19 protein-coding genes are annotated in these 18,808 nt (G+C 47.5%); 4 read left to right on the top strand and 15 right to left on the bottom strand.

Translation table 11 applies throughout. From position 1 onward, the window contains the following. Positions 1-220: 220 nt before the first annotated feature. Entirely contained in the window at positions 221-2,518 is a 2,298-nt protein-coding gene (locus tag MKZ16_RS01560; protein WP_076107362.1) for a UvrD-helicase domain-containing protein, read from the top strand. Between the two features lie 64 nt (positions 2,519-2,582). Here the strand turns inward: MKZ16_RS01560 and MKZ16_RS01555 are convergent, their stop codons facing one another. The 3 genes from MKZ16_RS01555 to MKZ16_RS01545 form a co-directional block, all read right to left on the bottom strand. Continuing rightward, positions 2,583-3,164: a 50S ribosomal protein L25 gene (locus MKZ16_RS01555; protein ID WP_051491503.1), complete on the bottom strand. Its 582-nt coding sequence runs from the start codon at positions 3,162-3,164 to the stop codon at positions 2,583-2,585. An 87-nt stretch (positions 3,165-3,251) separates the two neighbouring features. After that, entirely contained in the window at positions 3,252-4,196 is a 945-nt protein-coding gene (locus tag MKZ16_RS01550; protein ID WP_038568279.1) for a DUF1861 family protein, read from the bottom strand. Continuing rightward, on the bottom strand, positions 4,162-4,458 hold the full coding sequence (locus MKZ16_RS01545) for a helix-turn-helix transcriptional regulator (protein ID WP_051491502.1): 297 nt from the start codon (positions 4,456-4,458) through the stop codon (positions 4,162-4,164). Before MKZ16_RS01545 ends, MKZ16_RS01550 begins: the two co-directional genes overlap by 35 nt. 216 nt (positions 4,459-4,674) lie before the next feature. Between MKZ16_RS01545 and MKZ16_RS01540 the strand changes: the two genes are divergently transcribed. Genes MKZ16_RS01540 through MKZ16_RS01530 form a run of 3 tightly spaced genes read left to right on the top strand, consistent with a single transcriptional unit; the run spans position 4,675 to position 8,034 of the window. Beyond that, positions 4,675-5,856 (top strand): glycosyltransferase family 4 protein, encoded by a 1,182-nt coding sequence (locus MKZ16_RS01540; protein ID WP_036687342.1) that lies wholly within the window; start codon positions 4,675-4,677, stop codon positions 5,854-5,856. After that, entirely contained in the window at positions 5,856-6,962 is a 1,107-nt protein-coding gene (locus MKZ16_RS01535; protein WP_076107360.1) for a glycosyltransferase, read from the top strand. The genes MKZ16_RS01540 and MKZ16_RS01535 overlap by 1 nt, the downstream gene beginning before the upstream one ends. After that, entirely contained in the window at positions 6,955-8,034 is a 1,080-nt protein-coding gene (locus MKZ16_RS01530; RefSeq protein ID WP_076107358.1) for a mannose-1-phosphate guanylyltransferase, read from the top strand. The genes MKZ16_RS01535 and MKZ16_RS01530 overlap by 8 nt, the downstream gene beginning before the upstream one ends. A gap of 103 nt (positions 8,035-8,137) precedes the next feature. Here MKZ16_RS01530 and MKZ16_RS01525 read toward each other — a convergent pair whose 3' ends face one another. From MKZ16_RS01525 to MKZ16_RS01470, 12 genes are all read right to left on the bottom strand, one after another. After that, a complete protein-coding gene (locus tag MKZ16_RS01525) occupies positions 8,138-8,374 on the bottom strand; it encodes a hypothetical protein (RefSeq protein ID WP_036687339.1) in 237 nt (78 codons plus the stop codon). 110 nt (positions 8,375-8,484) lie between these two features. Further along, the gene (locus tag MKZ16_RS01520) at positions 8,485-8,802 is read right to left on the bottom strand and encodes a hypothetical protein (protein ID WP_036687337.1); all 318 of its coding nucleotides are present in this window, start codon (positions 8,800-8,802) and stop codon (positions 8,485-8,487) included. A gap of 57 nt (positions 8,803-8,859) precedes the next feature. Continuing rightward, positions 8,860-9,735: an alkaline phosphatase family protein gene (locus MKZ16_RS01515; protein WP_052096718.1), complete on the bottom strand. Its 876-nt coding sequence runs from the start codon at positions 9,733-9,735 to the stop codon at positions 8,860-8,862. A gap of 4 nt (positions 9,736-9,739) precedes the next feature. Beyond that, positions 9,740-10,783 carry an ABC transporter ATP-binding protein gene (locus MKZ16_RS01510; RefSeq protein ID WP_076107357.1) on the bottom strand — a complete coding sequence of 348 codons (1,044 nt, stop codon included), beginning with the start codon at positions 10,781-10,783 and terminating at the stop codon, positions 9,740-9,742. After that, complete coding sequence (locus MKZ16_RS01505) at positions 10,780-11,583, bottom strand: ABC transporter permease subunit (protein WP_051491499.1); 804 nt, start codon at positions 11,581-11,583, stop codon at positions 10,780-10,782. The genes MKZ16_RS01510 and MKZ16_RS01505 overlap by 4 nt, the downstream gene beginning before the upstream one ends. Continuing rightward, positions 11,580-12,500, bottom strand: coding sequence for an ABC transporter permease subunit (locus tag MKZ16_RS01500; protein ID WP_076107355.1), 921 nt, complete (start codon positions 12,498-12,500; stop codon positions 11,580-11,582). The genes MKZ16_RS01505 and MKZ16_RS01500 overlap by 4 nt, the downstream gene beginning before the upstream one ends. A gap of 91 nt (positions 12,501-12,591) precedes the next feature. Beyond that, complete coding sequence (locus MKZ16_RS01495; protein ID WP_036687329.1) at positions 12,592-13,704, bottom strand: extracellular solute-binding protein; 1,113 nt, start codon at positions 13,702-13,704, stop codon at positions 12,592-12,594. Between the two features lie 274 nt (positions 13,705-13,978). Continuing rightward, positions 13,979-14,758, bottom strand: coding sequence for an ABC transporter permease (locus MKZ16_RS01490; RefSeq protein WP_036687327.1), 780 nt, complete (start codon positions 14,756-14,758; stop codon positions 13,979-13,981). A 15-nt stretch (positions 14,759-14,773) separates the two neighbouring features. Then, positions 14,774-15,550 (bottom strand): ABC transporter ATP-binding protein, encoded by a 777-nt coding sequence (locus tag MKZ16_RS01485; protein WP_036687325.1) that lies wholly within the window; start codon positions 15,548-15,550, stop codon positions 14,774-14,776. Between the two features lie 12 nt (positions 15,551-15,562). Next, positions 15,563-16,603, bottom strand: coding sequence for an ABC transporter substrate-binding protein (locus MKZ16_RS01480; protein WP_076107353.1), 1,041 nt, complete (start codon positions 16,601-16,603; stop codon positions 15,563-15,565). A 22-nt stretch (positions 16,604-16,625) separates the two neighbouring features. After that, positions 16,626-18,080 (bottom strand): aryl-sulfate sulfotransferase, encoded by a 1,455-nt coding sequence (locus MKZ16_RS01475; protein WP_076107352.1) that lies wholly within the window; start codon positions 18,078-18,080, stop codon positions 16,626-16,628. Positions 18,081-18,105: 25 nt separating this feature from the next. After that, on the bottom strand, positions 18,106-18,645 hold the full coding sequence (locus MKZ16_RS01470) for a MarR family transcriptional regulator (RefSeq protein WP_036687318.1): 540 nt from the start codon (positions 18,643-18,645) through the stop codon (positions 18,106-18,108). Between the last annotated feature and the right edge of the window lie 163 nt (positions 18,646-18,808).

Here is an 18,808-nt window from a genome sequence, read left to right as displayed (position 1 = left end):
CTAATCTACGGGATTCATACCACCGTTGTGTCCCACTCCCACACCAATCCCCAGATTTTTACTGGCTCAATATCCAACACTTTTCCTGTGCAGCAAAAAGCTTGGGATGGTATATTGTAGATTGGCTAAATTTTCGGCACATTTTAAGATGAACTCAAACATCATAGAACTAGGTTTGTTGAGATCACTACTCTATACAGAAATAATGAAGGTGAATCTATTGAATAAGCTTTTATTTCATACTATCCCGCTGGGAGCTACTGGTGAGCGGATCCCGCAAGCGGCTGTGGCCTCAGCGCAGACAAGCCAAGAACTGGTGAAGCGGGAGGATGAGGACTCCGCTTATTTCCGCAGGCTGGAAGAAGGCGGCATCCTGCTCAACCGTCCGCAGATTTCTGCGGTACGGCATCATAAAGGGCCGCTTCTAACACTGGCCGGCGCAGGCTCCGGCAAAACCTCGGTTCTGATCTGCAGAACCGGTTATTTGTTGTCCGTGCGCGGCGTCTCGCCAAGTCAGCTGCTATTGCTGACTTTTTCGAGTAAAGCTGCGGCGGAAATGCGCGAACGGATCGCCCTATTGCCGGGAGTAGGCCCAGCGGACGTCGCGCGGCTGCAAGCCCGTACTTTTCATTCCTTTTTCTTATTTTTCTTGCGCAGACAAGGATTGCAGCAAGAAATTTTCAGTGAGACGCGGCGCCAGCACATCCTCTTGAAACAAATCATGCGTGAGCTCGGGCTACCTAAAGATGCCTATCCACCGGAAACGCTACTCTCCCTGCTCTCTTCCTGCAAGATGAACATGGGTACCGTAGAAGGCTTGCCTGAAGGAACCACCGCTGAAAAAGAAATGAAATCCATTCTGGAAATCTACGAACAATGGAAACTAGACAATTTCAAAATCGACTTCGATGATGTCCTCTTAATCGCCTATCGGATGCTGAAGGAGCGTCCAACGCTTTTGCAGGAATTGCAGATGAGATATCTATACGTGATGGTGGATGAGTTCCAGGATACAAATGCCTTGCAGTATGAGTTAGTCAAAATGATTGCTCACCCGCAGCATAATCTGATGGTGGTTGGCGACGATGACCAGACGATTTATTCCTTCAACGGGGCACGCAGTGAATTCATTCTGGAATTCGAGAAGCTGTACCCGGGAGCAAGGGTTATTACACTTGATATTAATTATCGCTCTGGTCCAGCTATAGTCGGGCTCGGCAACGGTATTATCCGGCACAATACGCGCCGGCGTTCCAAAACCCTGCAAGCTGCCAAAGGCAGCGGGAGTCAGCCCCGGTATATGCGTCCGCAGACAGCAGACGAGGAAGCTGAGCAGATGGTTGAGCATATTTTAAACGAGGTTTCGAGCGGCAAAAGAGAATATAGCGACTTCGCCATGTTATATAGAGCGTCCAGCAGCAACCGGGCCGTTCTGGAATTACTTCTTTTACGCGATATTCCCTATATTGATTATGGAGAAGGCCAATTACTGTACGAACACTGGCTAATTTCCCCGGTCGTGGATCATATGCGTCTCTCCGTGAATCGGCGGAATTTTGCGGCTATGGAGAACATCCTGCCTACTCTATATATGAACCGTGAAAAAGGTATGAATCACATCCGGCAGATGGAAGCCAGACAACCAAAGCAAGGCCCACTAATCCATCTGTTGTCCATGCCCGGCATGGAGGATTTCAAGGGCACTAAGCTTAGAGAGCGGCTGGATCTAATTCGCAATATGCGCGAGTTAACCCCAGTCCAAGCGATTCGCCAGATCCGCACGCAATTCTATGATTATTTCATCGAAGCAAATGAGCGGCATCAAGCAACCTTACATCGCGAGACGTTAAAAGAAATGCTAGATGAACTAGAATCGTCTGCAGAGCGATTTGATAGTATCCCTGCCTTTCTGGATTTCATAGATAATGTTACGGAACGTAATGAACATAATCGTCAGCCGGGTACCAAAGAACAAGGGAATCGGATCGCGCTTATGACCATTCACAAATCCAAGGGCTTAGAGTTTCCTGTGGTCTTTTTGATTGGAGCCTCTGAAGGAATTCTTCCGCATAGCTCCGCACTGGAGGGCGACCGGCTCAAGGACCGCAAGCTGGCCGCTGCAAATAGTGGTAGTTCAAGCTTGGCTGCCCTGGAAGAGGAGCGAAGACTGGCTTACGTAGCTGTTACTAGAGCCCGGGAAGAGCTATTTATCAGTTCACCTGCGAGGCATCGAGGCAAAAAAGCAGAGGTCTCCCGCTTCATGTTATCAGCCTTCCGCTCTGCCGTTTCCTCCACAGCAACGACTACGGTGAGCAGAACAGTGACAACAAGATCCTTACCTACCAGTCGCACAACTGCGACAAGAACTCATGTCGTTCCGGTATGGAATTGTACCAGCAATACCTGTCCTGGCTGGACACGCATGAAAGCGGGCGGAGCTGAGGATCATTTAACCTCAAAGCCCTGCCCGTTATGTAGTTCCCCTATGGCAAAGAACCAACGAGAAGTTCCTGTATGATTCAACGCAAAAAAAGCAAGTTTCCTCTTCCCTGGAAACTTGCTTTTTTAATAAAAATATAGGTTTAGGCTGGAGTTACTACCGCTTCTTCCTCTTCTTCATGCACGGTCTTGATCTGGATCATTACGGTTGACGGTTCGGTCAACACTTCAATCCCGTCCTTAAAGATCAGGTCAGAGACAAGCAATTGGTCGCCAATATCCAATCCGCTAATATCCACTTCCATGGAGGTAGGAAGATCTTCAGGCATACAGCGAACTTCCACTTCATAAATTTCAACCTGAAGCGTACCGCCTGCTTTAATACCTACGGCTTCACCTGCAAAATGAATAGTCACCTTGCTGTCCATGCTCTTTTTCATATTTACATGTTGAAAATCAATATGCAGAATTTTGCCGGACAGGGTATCCTTCTGAATGTTCTGAACCACGACCGGAACCTCTAGATCTTCCGATACCTTACCTTGCAGAATTGCGCGCGGATTCTTTTTGAGAATGTCCAGAAGTTCTTTTTCATTCACTTCCAACGTCAGAGTCTCTTTACCAATACCATATAATACAGCCGGAATACGTCCTTGCTTACGCGCCTGATTGATGTTGGACTTGGTGTCAGTCTTACGTGTGTTGAATTGAATAAACTTATTCATTGGGTTTCCCGCTCTCTTTGACCATAAATTCTTGTCACACTAAGTGTAACATGACCATATAATCTAGTCAAACCAACTGAAAGAACGCTAGGATTCATATTCGTCAAACGGGTCCGCGATCTCAATCTGATACGCTTCTGCGTCACTCACCCCTACAGACAATACCGCCCGGCCTCCTCCGAGACGTTTCAAGCCACCGCTGAAGATGACATCCTCCAGTTCTTTGCGCTTGCCCGGGCCCGCCGGAAAATCACTGCGGACTGCTATTATTTTGACCGGAGTTGCCTTATAAGTCTCAGGATTCAGCGAAAAAGCCATGGCATAATAGTGTTTGTTTCCGGCGCTATCGAAGCAAGCAATGTGGCCCAACACGCCCACCTTCCCACCCCGCAGCAGATGAGCTTCATTGGCTCCACCCCACTCTTCGGGCACGAATTGATCCTGTAGCACCTCGGCATCAATAAAGGTCTGCTCATTCAGTTCGTCCAGCGAAGGAATCACTGTGAACCCAATCTGCCCTCGCCCACCCCGTTCGCCCTGCGGCCGGGTAAATACGCCTACACTGCCATTATCAAGCTCGATAAGCCGGATATCCTTCATCGTGCCGGGGCCTGAAGAAAAGTGGGTCAAAGAATCGATGTGATAACCCCGGTAGAACTGGGTCACCCAGGAGATAATCCGATGCGGATCATCCGCTGCCGTAATCACTTCCACCCCGCCCACAATAAGTTCTCCCCTGATCCGGGTCCAGCACGGGTCCTGTAAATTGTACGTATGCGTATGCGCACGAGGTCTCCAAACCCCATCATGGCATGTAAAAAAGAAGACTTGAGAGAACTCACTGTCCCGTTCCTCAACTCTTCCCATTAGTACCTCTTCCCCGTTATACATAAACGGGGCGGTTATATTATAGACATCCCGGTGCCCAACACCGGTGAACGTCAGTTTATTTACAGTGGTTGTACCGCGTCCGGCATGATATGTATCCAGAAGCTGCTTACAGGTGGCTGTCTGTGCCGGGTTCCTTGTCATCGCCGTCCTCCTCATAATCATTTGAACGATCGATCACCCAATCGTTGTCTTCCGCATCCATGGCAATCAGCTCGCCGGGCTGGACATTAAAGTATACACATAATTTTAGCAACAGATCCCTTGGATACTGCACCATCTCATTCTTATACATTCGGCGTACCGAATCAAAATGGTAATTGATCTCTTTAGCAAGCTTGCGGATCGATAATTTCGGATCATGCCTCTCCATGACCTCACTCAGTTTACTGCGTATGACTGGCATTCATACACCTCCTCCAATAATATATCCGTACTAACCCCAAGGCGTCAATCGAATTGACAAGATAAAACGGTCATGTTACAGTTGGATTAGGAAATAATTTGCAACATTTCTAATTTTAGAAAACCAAATACCTTTCCCTATTCAGAAAATAGAGTCTTCTTTATTTTCTTTTTTTGTATCCAGACCAATCGCAAGACCATTAGGGAGGCTCTTTGAATGAAAAATACAGTCCGTAATCACAACATTGTGTTCCTGGGAACCAGTCTGCCGCGAGAGTGCGGTATCGCCACGTTCACACAGGATCTGCTAGATGAACTTATCCACCTTCCCGGCTTCAACCCGCCCCGGATTATTGCCATAAACAACAATGAAACCTACGCTTACGATCAGCAGGTAATACGGCAGATCGACCAGCATAATTACGCAGATTATATAGATACGGCCGATTTCCTCAACAATTCTGATACCGATTTGTTGGTCATCCAACATGAATTTGGCATCTACGGCGGAGAAAGCGGTGAATACCTGCTCCCCTTTGTCGAACGTTTGAACATTCCGTATGTTGTTGTTTTTCACACAGTGTTGACCAAGCCCTCCCCTAAGCAGCATCAGATCATCCGATGTCTGGCCGAGCGTAGCGTGCAGGTCGTGACGATGGCAGAATCAACCCTTACCGATTTATCTACTATTTATGAGATCCCAGTTTCCAAAATCACATTCATCCATCACGGTGTCCCTCAAGTTAGCACAGCCTCACGCACCAGCCTTAAAGCACAATACGGTTATCCAGACCGCAAGATCCTCTCCACCTTCGGCTTCCTCAGTCCCGGCAAAGGGATTGAATACAGCATCGAAGCCATGCGCGGCGTGGTCAAGCGCCATCCCGAAGCACTTTACATTGTCTGGGGCAAGACCCATCCGGTCGTCAAGCTGGAATCCGGGGAAGTTTACCGCCAGAAACTGACGGACCTCGTAGAAATGTTTGACTTGCAGGACAATGTCCAATTCGTCGATAAGTTGCTGACCCAAGAAGAAGTAATAGAGTCCTTGGTCATGTCAGATATCTATGTGACTCCTTATCTGGGTAAGGATCAGGCCGTCAGCGGCACCCTGGCCTACGGAGTCGGTTATGGCCGGGTCATCGTGTCGACCCCTTACCGCTACGCCCAGGAAATGCTGGCAGAAGGCCGCGGTCTACTGGCTGATTTTCATGATTCTGCTTCCTTGGAAGCCTGCATTTTGCGCTTGCTGAACAGCCCTGCTCTGGTGCAAACGATGGAAGACCGCACGTTGAAGCTCGGGCTCACTATGCGCTGGAACGAAATCGCCAAAATCTATGCCGCCTTGTTCCACAGCCATATCCAGAGCTCGGCGTCAGCTGATCGGAGCGTGATTTAATGGAAACCTCCACCACAGTACAGTCTAAACCAGGCTATATGCGCAGAATCACGGACGATACAGGAATCTTTCAGCATACCAAGTTTGGGGTTCCGGACCGTTCCAAGGGCTACACTACCGATGATAATGCCCGCGCCCTGATTGCTGCGGTCTTAATGTACGAGAATTCCCGGGATGCCGTGGCACTCGATCTCATTCATACGTATATCTCTTTTATCTATCATTCCCAGACAGCGGACGGCAATTTTCGCAATTTCATGGATTATAACCGCTCCTTTATAGAGGATAAAGGTTCTGAAGATTGCCAGGGACGTACCTTGTGGGCACTAGGGTTCGCCTTGTCGCATGCAGCTTCCCTGCCTGACAACCTGATGAATACCTGCCGGTATTTGATCAATCAGGCACTGCCGCATCTGGAAGCCTTGGGCTCACCTCGGGCCGGAGCCTATGCCATCATCGGCTTAAGTTATCTTACCGAAGCACCCGGCCCATTAGGTTATGCTTTTCCATACCCGCATACTGAAAACACGACCGAAGAAGCCGCCTTTCTGCCAAGGGCAACCATTGAGAGTCTGATCGAAAATATTGCGGTTCGGCTGCATAATCAATATACCCGCTATAAGGGGCACGGCTGGAATTGGTTCGAGGACAGCATCACTTATGGCAATTCCATGCTGCCCTGGGCTCTGCTTCGGGCCTACCTAATCTCCGGGAATAAAAACCTGCGGGAGACCGCCAAGGAAAGCCTGGATTTCCTAGCTTCCACCACCTTCTCCAGCAAAGGCTACTATAAACCGATCGGCAGCCATGGCTGGCTGCTGCGCGATGGGCTGGCTGCACCCTATGATGAACAGCCCATTGAAGCCTGCGAGATGCTGCTGGCCTGCCGGGAAGCAGCTGTTGTTCTTGAGGACCCCTCTTATCTTGCGCAGGCAGAATTATGCTACAACTGGTATCTAGGGCATAATTCCTTGGGAATCCCCCTAATCGATCCGCAGACTGGTGCTTGTTATGACGGTATTCATGCGGCGGGGCTCAACCTGAATCAAGGCTCGGAGAGCATTATATCCTTCACAATTGCCCGGTTGGTGATGCATCATGAATAAATATGCTACGATCCTAGCCGGCGGGGGCGGAACACGGTTTTGGCCCCTGTCCAGACAAGAAATCCCAAAGCAGCTGCTGAACATTAGTGGCAACGACATTATGTTAAACGATACGATTGAACGCTTCAAAGGGATTATTCCTCAGGAGAATACAGTTATCGTTACTAATCGTACCCAAGCAGTATTGTTGGAGAGTATTATGCACAGCAGCGTTCTCAAAGCTAATATTCTAATTGAACCTGTGGCGCGAAATACAGCCGCTAGCATTCTTTTTGCAGCATTATCTATAGAGAAGTCTCATGGCAATTCTTTAATGGTCGTCCTTCCTTCCGATCACTATATAACGGATGAGGAACAATTCCGTCTTACACTAGACGAAGCCTGTACTGTTGCCATGGAGTCAGACAAAATAGTAACCATCGGAATCAAGCCTACTTTCCCATCTACTGGCTACGGCTATATTGCCTTTGATAAGACGCCGATTGCGACAAGCCCAGTGGCTGTATATGATGTAGATGAATTTGTAGAGAAACCAAACTTTCAGAATGCACAGAGTTATCTGGCATCCGGTAATTATCTATGGAATAGTGGGATTTTTATTTGGCAGACCTCTGTCATTATTGATAATTTCAAACGTTATCTACCTCGACTCTACAAAACCATGCTGCTCATCAGTGATTGTTTGGGTACAGATCAGGAAGAGGAAGTTATTAATGCCATCTACCCAACGCTTCAGAATATTTCGATTGATTACGGCATTTTAGAACGCTCTGATGAAGTTGTCGTGCTTTCCGGGCAATTTGGCTGGAATGATATCGGCAGCTGGGATGCACTGGGTTCAATCTTCCCTCCGGATGATGCAGGCAACATTATAAAAGCAAATCATGTGGGAATAGATACCCATAACTCAATCATTTATGGAAATGGAAGACTTATCACGACCATTGGTGTAGACGGGTTCATCATTGCCGATACTGGGGATGCACTGTTAATCTGTCCCAAGGATAAAGCGCAGTCAGTCAAAGATATCGTGGAACTTCTAAAGGAACAGGGAATGACAGAATATATCTAACTAAAAAGAATGCAAAAAGACGGGCCATTGCAGTACATGCATGGTCCGTTTTTTATCTAATTATATAAGTTGAACAGTTTATACATGTTTGTAAGCGCCAAACTTAGGTCCAAGCCCACAAGAACCCGTCTCGATCCCAAGCAATTCTCCCGCCATGGAGTTTCCGGAAAGCTTTCTTCACTTCTTTGGAGAGTGAGGCATTGCCGTTCTCATTCACAAATACAAATTGTTCTCCAAAATTCTCTTTCACATATTCAATCGCCGCCGTCTGATGCAAGGTACCCGTAAAACGAATCTCCTTCACCATCCATTCTGCTACTTCTTGTGCGGTTATTTCCATATGGATGCGCCTCCTCTCTGTGCTTACTGCTAAAATGTGCCCTCATTATAACATGAATACAGCCCAACCGGACAAACGTCCGAATTGGGCTGTATTGAAGTCATTTTACATCATTGTGGATAGATATGGTTCGACGGATAACGGGACTTCTGTCCTCCACTCACCATCAACAGAATCCCAGTAATTAAGTGCAAGAACCAGCCCACAAAAGGAATCCATGCCAATAAAGAAGTTATAATTCCTAATACTGAACCGTAGATAGACTCACGGTCTCTTGAAGATAAAATCAATGTAATCACATGTAGAATAAACATCAACCCCAGAACGGAATACCCCGTGCCAATAACAATAGCAGCACCCAGGATTGGAATTGCCAAAATAATTTCACAGGAACCCGTAATCCATTTCATAGCTTTAGAAGCGCTCAATAGACAACCTCCTAATTGGTTGAAATATATGATTTTTCTCGTGCTAATTATTTTATTTCATACCAACGGCAAAGGTTCTTCCACTTTGTCATGGGATTGCTTCTGCACAAGTGGAGGCAAGCCCTCCTTACTCATTGCTGCCGAAGGGGCCAGCCCCAAACAGTGGCACATTAAAGGAGCCAGTCGCAGCTGTGGCAGTACTTCTTCCTCTTTTTCCGAAGATAATACATCTACCCCAAACGTATATAATGGCACATCTCGCTCGGAAGGGGTTATCCCGCCGTGGTACCCATTTGCGTTCATTCCGTGATCTGCCGTAATCATAATCTTATAGCCCTGTTCCATCCAAATGGGCAAAACAGTGGCCAACAGACCGTCAGCATTACGCACTGAAAACTCATATTCCTTGCTCTCTCCGCCATAACGATGCCCGGCGTCATCTATATTCATGGAGTGAATGTATAGGAAATGCGGATCATAGGCACTCCGTAAATACACAGCGTCGGCAAACACATGACTGTCGGGATAGTGATCCTCGAAATAAAAACTGCCATGCTGAATGGGCTTCATCACATTGTGCTGATGGCGATCAGCAAGCGGATCAAAAGGGGCCGAATTATAAAGCTCACTGACCCAATGATAGGCGACAGCAGCTGTGCGCAAATTAGCGCCCACTGCCAGATGGAATACGCTCTCTTCATGGCTTGGTCTCACAATATGGTTAGCCGTAATTCCATTTTTGGACACGGGTGTACCCGTCAAAAGCACTTCATAAAGCGGGCGTGACAGACTGGGTAATTCCGATTTCACTCGGTGACATGATATTTTCCCCTGCTCCACCAGATGCTCCATATACCCCATATATTCACGTGCGGCCTCATATCTAAGTCCGTCCAACACTACCACAATAAGTTTATTGTTCATTTCAGTCATCTTATTACGCTCCCTCTCGTTCCAGATGCAGCAGCTCAGAAGGGTTCAGAGCCAAGGTGACGTTAGCCCCTTCCACCAGCCTCAGCCAGCGTCCGTCATTTAAAAGATCAACCGTTAAGCAAATGTCTTCCACCTCTACCGTACACCTAATAATATTGCCCAATACGGAGACAGATTTAATGATGCCATCCACCAGTTGCACTCCGGCAGCAACCTCGTGAAGTCCCGCGCCCTCATGCAGCAGCGTAACCGCCTCAGGCCGAATAGCAAAGCGGTCCTTCGTGCTATCTATCCCCCGGAACAACGTCATCACTTCTGATCGGGTCAATACATTGTAACTGCCCATAAACCGGGCAACGAACTCTGTTCGTGGTGCGGAGTACAACCCCTCAGGTGTGCCATCCTGCACAATCCGGCCACCGTTCATAATACAGATGCGGTCAGAAAGAATCAGTGCTTCCTCCTGATCATGCGTCACGAATAGTGTCGTCATGTTAAACCTTTTTTGAATATCACGGATTTCAGCACGTAAATTCTTGCGTATCTTAGCATCTAGTGCGCTTAAGGGTTCATCCAGCAGCAATACTTTGGGCTGCACCGCTAGAGAACGAGCCAGCGCTACCCGCTGCTGCTGTCCACCAGAGAGGGACTGCGGATATACATCCCGTTTATCCTCCAGATCGACCAATGCCAGCAATTCCGCGCAGCGATGATGGCGGGCTGATTTCGATAGTCCCCGCATTTTCATTCCATACTCGATATTTTGGCTCACCGTCAGATTGGGGAACAAGGCATAAGACTGAAACACCATTCCTACCTCGCGCTTACGGGGCGGCAAACTTTCCAGATCTTTATTTTCCAAAAGAATTCTGCCGCCATCCAGCTCTGAAAGACCGGCTATGCAGCGTAGCAATGTGCTTTTTCCACAACCGGAGGGGCCTAGCAGTGTCACAAGCTCACCTTCACGGATCTCCAAATCAACATTGTCTAACACACAGGTATTCCCAAACATTTTGCGTACACCCTGCAGCTTTAGATAATCATTCATCCCTTAATACCTCCCCCCATCTTTTTACCGAGCTTCATTAGTACCATCGAAAGAATTAGAATAAACAGAAAATAAGAGATCGCAATCGCACTGGCCAAATGTCCACTTTCACCAACCCTTTGATATAGATATACCTGAATCGTCTGAATATGTCCGCCAACTAACATGTTCGTAAGAACAAATTCGCCGAATAGAACTGAAAATGATAACAGTGTAGAGACGATAACCCCAGGCCATATATTAGGCAAAATCACATTCAAGAAGGCCGTTCTTCGGCGGGCACCAAGCAGCTCCGCAGCATGCAGCAGTTCTACGGCATTAACCGTTAACAGACTATTGCGAATGCCCTGATACATATAGGGAAGGATGACCACAAAATATGCGCCCACCAATAAATACGCTGTTCCAGCGATATCAAAAGGACCAGAGGAATAGGTACGAATAAGACCTACCGCAGCCACAACACCAGGCACCGCATAAGGCAAAACAACAATACCTTTCATAAAGCTCTCCCAGCGCGGAAAATAGAGGGTGATGACAAAAACAGCTGGCAGCATCACGGCCAGACTCAGCACCACGCTGATCAGGCATAAATAAAGCGAGGTCCAAAGCGCCTCCAGAAAGCGAATATCCTCAAACATTTCCCCAAACCAATTCAAGGTCCAAGCTCGGGGCAGCAGGGTATTCTGCCAGTCTTGTGCAAAAGCATAAATACCCGTCGCCAAAAGAGGAAGCAGCAAATACACCATGAGCAGCAGCATGAAGGTGCGTGGAGCGAAGCCTGCTTTGCGTATATTCATTGCCCTACCTCCTCACGAGCTGTCCATAAACGCCGGGAAGCTTTGATTTTCACATCCGGTTTACTGAGTGCTTTCGTTCCAAACCTCTCCGCACGCCGCACCATTAAATGGTTCAGATAAACCGCCAAAATCGTAGTCAGACCAAGCAGAACAGCAAGCGTACTCCCCATTTGTGGCTGTGTAACCACATCTCCGGCAACCAGTGAACCGATACGTACCGCCAACAGATTGTAATTTCCGCCAACCAATGCGTAAGCCGTGGCATAAGCCCCCATTGCATTAGCAAAAAGAATTCCAAGTGTGCCAAAGATCGCTGGAGTTAGAATAGGCAGGCCAATCGTCTTCCAGAACTGCCAAGGCCCAGCCCCCAGTAAGGACGCTGCCTCTCTCCACTGCTCACGGATTCCGTAAAAGGACGGGTACAAAAGCAATAAGGCTAACGGAACCTGAAAGTATACATACACCAGTATTAGACCTGACCAGCTATATAGATCAAAATCGGCAAAAACACTCCAGCCCCACTGTTTAAATAAGAGTGTAAATACCCCATTATTTCCGAGCAAAATGATATAAGCAAACGCCAGCGGAACACCTGCGAAATTAGAGGTCATATTCGACAGCATTAGAAGTCTATCGCGTACTCTCGGGGTAAACCGGGTAATGCAATAAGCACAAAAAAGTCCGACAATGATCCCTATCAGACTTGAGGTTATGGAGATTAGCAGACTGTTCTTAATCGCCTGCATGTAATAGGCACTTTGCAACGCATGCAGATAATTGCCTAACGTAAATCCCGTTCCGTCCGCTGTGCGTAAGCTTCCCGTCAGCATGGATATTATAGGTACCAGTTGAAAGGCTAACACCATTAGTGCAAATGGAATAAGTGCCAGGATCACACCGCGGCTTCTTTGTTTCATCTTACTCGCTCCTTGTCGCGGGAATAGAACAAAGGCGCCTTACGGCATCATGACGAAGGCGCCCTGCTTCTTTTTTGGAGAGAAATGAATACTAGTTCAAATGCACAAGCACACGTTCCTGCCACAATTGAGGAATGGTTTTTGCCGTCTCTTCCCATACCTTGTAATCACCAACAGGCTTAGCGTTGACATATTCTTCTTTTGGCAGCAGCTTAGCTGCAACATCATCCGGCAACGTTACACTGTCACGGATCGGACGAGCGTAACCTTTGGCAAGATTAATCTGTCCTTCATCACTAAGGATGTATTGGCGTGTAAGCTTCGCCGCGTTAGGATGCGGCGCATATTTGTTGATGATCGTGGCATACCCGCTCACGACACTGCCTTCTTGTGGAATGGCTACAGCGAAGCCATCTTTGTTGATCTGGTCTCTATAATTCAAAGCGTTGAAATCCCACAGCAGGGTAACTTCCACTTCACCTTTTTCAATGTTGGCAAGGGAAGCCTCTGCATTGGAGAGACGTCCTTTTTTAGCTAAATCCTCGAAAAAAGCAATCCCTGGTTCAATGTTCGACTCGTCGCCACCAAAGGCAATCGCTGCGGCCAATACAGCCATCTGTGCTTGAGCAGCTTTGGTTACATCACCAACGATGATTTTGTAATTGCCGTTCTTCAGATCTTCCCAGCTCTTCGGCGGATTCGCCACGAGCTTAGTGTTAGTCAGAAAAGAGATGGTGCCTTGATAGCCGACGATCCAATTTCCGTCCTTGTCCTTAGCCCAATCAGGGATTTCATCCCAGTAGGATGTTTTATAAGGCTGTGTTACCCCTTTCTCCACGGCAACCGATCCAAACGCAATCCCCACATCTCCGATGTCGGCCGTTGGTTTGTCTTTTTCCGCATCAAACTTGGCAATTTCCTCCGCGCTCGACATATCGGTATCCGAATGTGTAAGACCATACTTACTGTCCATATCACTCCATGTATCTTTCCAGTTCGCCCAAGAATCCGGCATTCCTACACTGACGATACTGCCCTCTTCTTTAGCTTTACTCTCGATCTCAGTCAGACTTAATTCTTTGGTGCCAGCCTTTCCATTCGTTGTTTCTTCAGCCTTGGCTGAATTTCCACAAGCAGCAAGCAACAGGACGAGCAAGGATAACATTAGACCCATTGATAATTGATTTTTGATCCCTTTTTTCATGATTTCCCCTTCACTCCTATTTCTTATTTGCGGGCTTCTTTATGCTCCAACTGTTAGGCACCCAATTGCAGTATAGGCGTGTACTATTTTCGCGGCATTAAGGAGAATAGGAATATTTGTAAATAAAAAGAAACGACCTGTCGTCTTTTTTAGATGACCGCCGTTTCCCTTAGAAATACAATTTACTTACAATGACAAAAAATATTCGTATAAACTTCAGTCCAAGTAAAAAACTGCCCGACATTTCCAGGCAGTTTTACATGTATGAATATAACTACCGTCTACGCGCTGCCACACTGACAACACCGTATCTGTAAAGCACCTTCTTACCGAACCAGCCAAAAAGCCGATCCGTAAAGAAGCCCATAAAGCCAAGGCAGAACAACCCGACAAAGATCCAATCCGTACGGAAAAACAACCGGGAATTCCAGATCAGATAACCTACACCTTCGTTCGAAGCAATCATTTCCGCGCCGATAATCGCCATATATGAGGTGCCCATCGCTAACCGGATACCCGTAAAAATATAAGGGATCGTCGCCGGAACGACCACATGAATCAGAATTTGCCACTCACTGGCGCCCATACTGCGGGCTGAGCGGATTTTGTCCTCTTCCACGGACATCACACCGGTTAAAGTATTCAGCACCACGATAAAAAAGGTGGCGTACATAATTAACGCAATCTTCGACTGCTCCCCAATACCAAACCATACTAGGAACAAAGTAATGAATGCAATCGGCGGGATAAAACGGATAAAGTTCAGGAAAGGCTCCGCAAAAATACGGATCAAGTTCACCTTCCCAATGATTAGTCCTACGGGAATCGCCAGTAAACTGCCGAGTACCCAACCAATGAGCACCCGATAAAAGCTAATCCCTATATATTGCAGCAAGGTTCCGTCTTCCAGCAGCTCCCGTCCGCCCTTAAGTGTACTCCATGGTCCGGGGATCACATCGGGGCCATAGATTACAGCTCCAAGCTGCCAGACGCAGAGCGCGGTAATCCATAGAAGGGTTACGGAAACCCACTTCTTCTCCACCCATTTCCTCATCTGTCTCACCCTATCCTATTCTTCGAAATGACCTTGAATTTGATTGTATAACGAGTAGAATTCCGGTGAGGTTACGTCCCGCGGATACGCCAGTGTATTGTCATAAATATCTGTAATATTAGAGGACGGTCCTACTGACATAATGCCAATTCGTTCTCCCAGCAATAACGCCTCCTGAATATCATGAGTTACAAAAATCACCGTCTTATGTGTCTGGCGCCAAATGTTGACCAATTCCTTCTGCATCGTTCGGCGCGTCATCGCATCCAGCGCACCAAATGGCTCATCCATTAGCAGAATCGCTGGATCATTCGCCAGCACCCGAGCCAGCTGAACACGCTGCTTCATACCCCCAGACAGCTCCTTCGGGAACTTCTCCTCATGCCCGTTCAGCCCAACAAGCCCGATGAACCTATCCGATATTGTGTGCCGTTCCGCCTTTGCGATTTTCTTCATCCGCAATCCGAACTCCACATTCTGCCGGACGGTTAACCAAGGGAATAAGGAGGAATCCGCCTGCTGGAACACAACCGCCCGATCTCTGCCGGGCTTATTCACCTCTACATTATCCACCCGTAGATGCCCACCAGATTTGGAGACAAACCCGGCGATCATATTCAGCAGTGTTGATTTCCCGCAACCACTCGGCCCAAGCAGAACGAAGAATTCCCCACCTTTAATTACGAGATCTACATCTTTTATAATGTAGTGAATGTCCCCAGCAGTTGGTTCGCTGTAGCTTTTACGGAGCTGCTCAATATGAATGGTATGCTGCTTAGCAGGTAATGACATTCTGAACTCCCCCTATTTCTTGTACGTAACCTCTTCTGGCAATGCCTTCGCCAGCGGCTCAAGATTCAGCTTGCTATCCAGATCGAAATCCTTCTCGATGATTCCGTTGTCGACCATATATTTCTTCTGCTTGGTCAAACTGTCATACGCTGCTTGAGTAAATCCTAGTGCCCACGGATTATTCGGCAGGTCTTTTATCGTAGATTCCTTAGGCTGCTTCACTTCCTTATACATCAGATCAGCAACCTCATCTGGGTGAGCCTGAGTATAGGCTCCAGCTTCATCCACCGCTGCTAGGAAATTCGCTATACCTTGCGGATTCTTAGCCGCAAAATCATTTTCCGTTACATTCCCCATCCCCAATCGAACCGTGGTTTTAGACATATCCGTCAGTTCATGAACACCTTTAAGCGCATAGAGCTTATCATTCAGAACCGAACCATAAAACCATGCTCCATCCACAGCACCTTGCTTCAAAGCGATATAAGCTTCATCAAAGGCACCCTGTCCTATTAACTCCACATCACTGAGAGCGGCATTATGCTCTTTCAAATATTCATCCCAAAGGTACGGAATGAAGGTGCCGCGTATGAAACTCAGCTTCTTTCCCTTCAAGTCTTCAGCCTTCTGAATATCGTCCTGTACGAACAATTTCCATTCAGTGGACGCTTCATCAGTCGCTAATCCCGCCGAGGCGATAATAGCATAATCGCCCTTCGCCACTGCGTTCAGCAATGGGAAGTCTGCCCCGAAAGCCACATCCACCTGTTTAATAAAAAGGGCATTTACACCTTCCGCAGGGGAACCAAAGTTGACTAGTTCAGCGTCAATCCCGTGTTTGGCAAAGATGCCTTTATCTAATGCCACCCGAAAAGTGGGATTCGTATTGATGTCAGCAATTTTTATCTTTAATATCTCATCTTTGCTGTTCGCCGCTCCCTCTTTAGAGGCATTAGAGGCAGCCGCATCGCCCTTGGAGCTGCAGCCCGATAAAAGGATAACCACTGATAAAGATAAGAGCAGAAAGCTTGAGCTGATCCATGATTTTTTCAACCGACACATCTCCTCAAATTTGTTAATTTACCTTGCGGCTGCTGCCTTCATCCGTCGTCGCCACACAAGCAGCTCCTTCAACAAAGGGCAGGGTTGTCGCCACACTTACCACAGAATCCGATCCTTTAGGTGCAGCCCCCGGGACTCTGAACTGTGTTACGTCTATTGGCTCAATCGCTTGTTCAACTGGCGCTTCCAACTGTGGTACCCAGGCATAAGGCACACGGTAGGAACGATAGACCATGTTGGTATTTCTGGAGTCCGTAAATGGCGAGATATATTCCCATACCAGTTCATGTTCTGGCGTAACCTCAAAGAGTCTGCCGTTAGAACCTTCTGTAATTAAGGTATTGCCATTCGGAAGCCGTTGAGCTGAGCTGATATATGGACTGTAGAATTTATAAGAATCGGTTGGGACAGAGAAACCAGCTTCTGCCGCTGTATATTGCCACTCAATCTCAAGAGTCACGGGATTAATCTCCAGAATTCGCGAGTGGTCGCGGAGTGCATTTTTTTGCCCAAAAGGAGAAGATGGATTTGGAAGACCATAACCGCCCCAGCCCCCGTTATCGAATACAAGTAAGTTACCTTCTCCCGGCAAACCTTTCGGAATGATGTGCGCATGATGCTGGCCAATGATCCAGTCGATATGCTTCACTTCTGGCAGCGAGTAATCCGGACCGATTCTCCAAACGATGGCTCCGGTACGCTTATCCGTTATCGCAATAATATTTGCTTCCCGCGCATCCCAGATCACGTTATCCGGATGGAAACGCTCGTCACCTGCATCGTAAAACTTATTGGGTCCTACATAAGAAGCCGAATTGATATGCAGCCAGTCCCCAACACCGCCACCTAGATTTCCGAAAGAGCGTGAGTTAGGATCACGGAATAGTACATTTTTGGCAGCTTCATCAAAGCCTAGCTCATCAAAATGTTCATTTGGAGCCCACTCCCAGACGATATTCCCCTCCCAGTCCACCTCAAGGATCGTGTCATCAAGCAATTGTTTGTCGGAGATCTGAGGATTGTAGATATTTTTGTGAGCAAGAATTAGCGTTTTGCCACTGTCTACCTTGGGTTCAAGCCCTGGTGCAAAATATCCGACCGGATTGCCTTCGCGCTGATAGTCATGATGCTGGCGGGCATACCAGAGGGGTTCATAACCCGGATCTTCTATATGTTCATAGCTGTTATATTTCCACACGATGTTCCCATCCCAGTCCACCTGTACCAGATCTACATTATCCTGTATGCCGAATTTGGGATCTCTTCTTCCTGTGCTGCCCAGCACATAACCACCCGGGAAGATTTTAGCCGGAAATCCAAGCAGCCCCTTCCACAAATGCACCTCTTTACCGTTCATATCTATCAGTACAACACCTTCTTCACCAGCTTGAAATACAGTATAGCCACTCCAGGCTTTGTCAGGGTTATATACGGTTGCTCCAGTTGGATAAATGGTTGAATGTCCCATCGTTCATCTCTCCTATTTTCAATTTTTAGTAGCTAAGATAATTACTTTTTTTAGTGGTTGTGCGTGGCTTCTGTTCAAGGGTTGGAGAGGTCTCTGCATTCTCCTTGGCGAGCTTCAGCAGGATATCCGAGAATCCTTCTAAATTGCTAATGATCCGCTGATAAAAGTCATTTTGCTGCGCCAATTCCTCCTCCGTAAACCCCTCAAACAAAAGCGAAATACATCGTTCTCCGATGTTGCTGTTCTGCTCCGCCAGCTTGCGGCCTTTATCCGTAATATCCAGCATTACCGTTCTACGGTCGCCTTCTTTACGTCTGCGTACGGTATATCCACCCGCCTCAAGCTTATCGCTCAATGCGGTAATCGCACCTGAGGTGAAGTCTAGTTCATCCGCTAAGTCTCCTAGCCTTTGCTCACCATCGCGAATGATTTTGTGCAGAATCAGCATGCCTGGTAAGGAGATGCCTGCTACGGCGACCTTATCCCGCTCTTTCACGAATCTGCGAACCGCCTTGCGAAATGCCCAATCCGTCTCCTCCAGCTGTCTCCAATACTGTTCGCTCATGCTTACCTCTGCTTTCTCCCAATCAGCCCATAAAAAAAGACTCCCAGCACCTACCCCTGACAAGGGAAAAGTACGGGAGCCTTTGGTGGTCCAATCAGCTCGGTTGAATTATTTCACTGTTCATTTAATTACTGTTTAAGTATTGGTGATATCATATACACCT

Source organism: Paenibacillus sp. FSL R5-0928 (genome assembly GCF_037970385.1).
GTDB classification, from domain to species: domain Bacteria; phylum Bacillota; class Bacilli; order Paenibacillales; family Paenibacillaceae; genus Paenibacillus_AQ; species Paenibacillus_AQ odorifer.
Note: the sequence above shows the minus strand (reverse complement) of the source record. Positions and strands in the feature narration are given on the sequence as shown.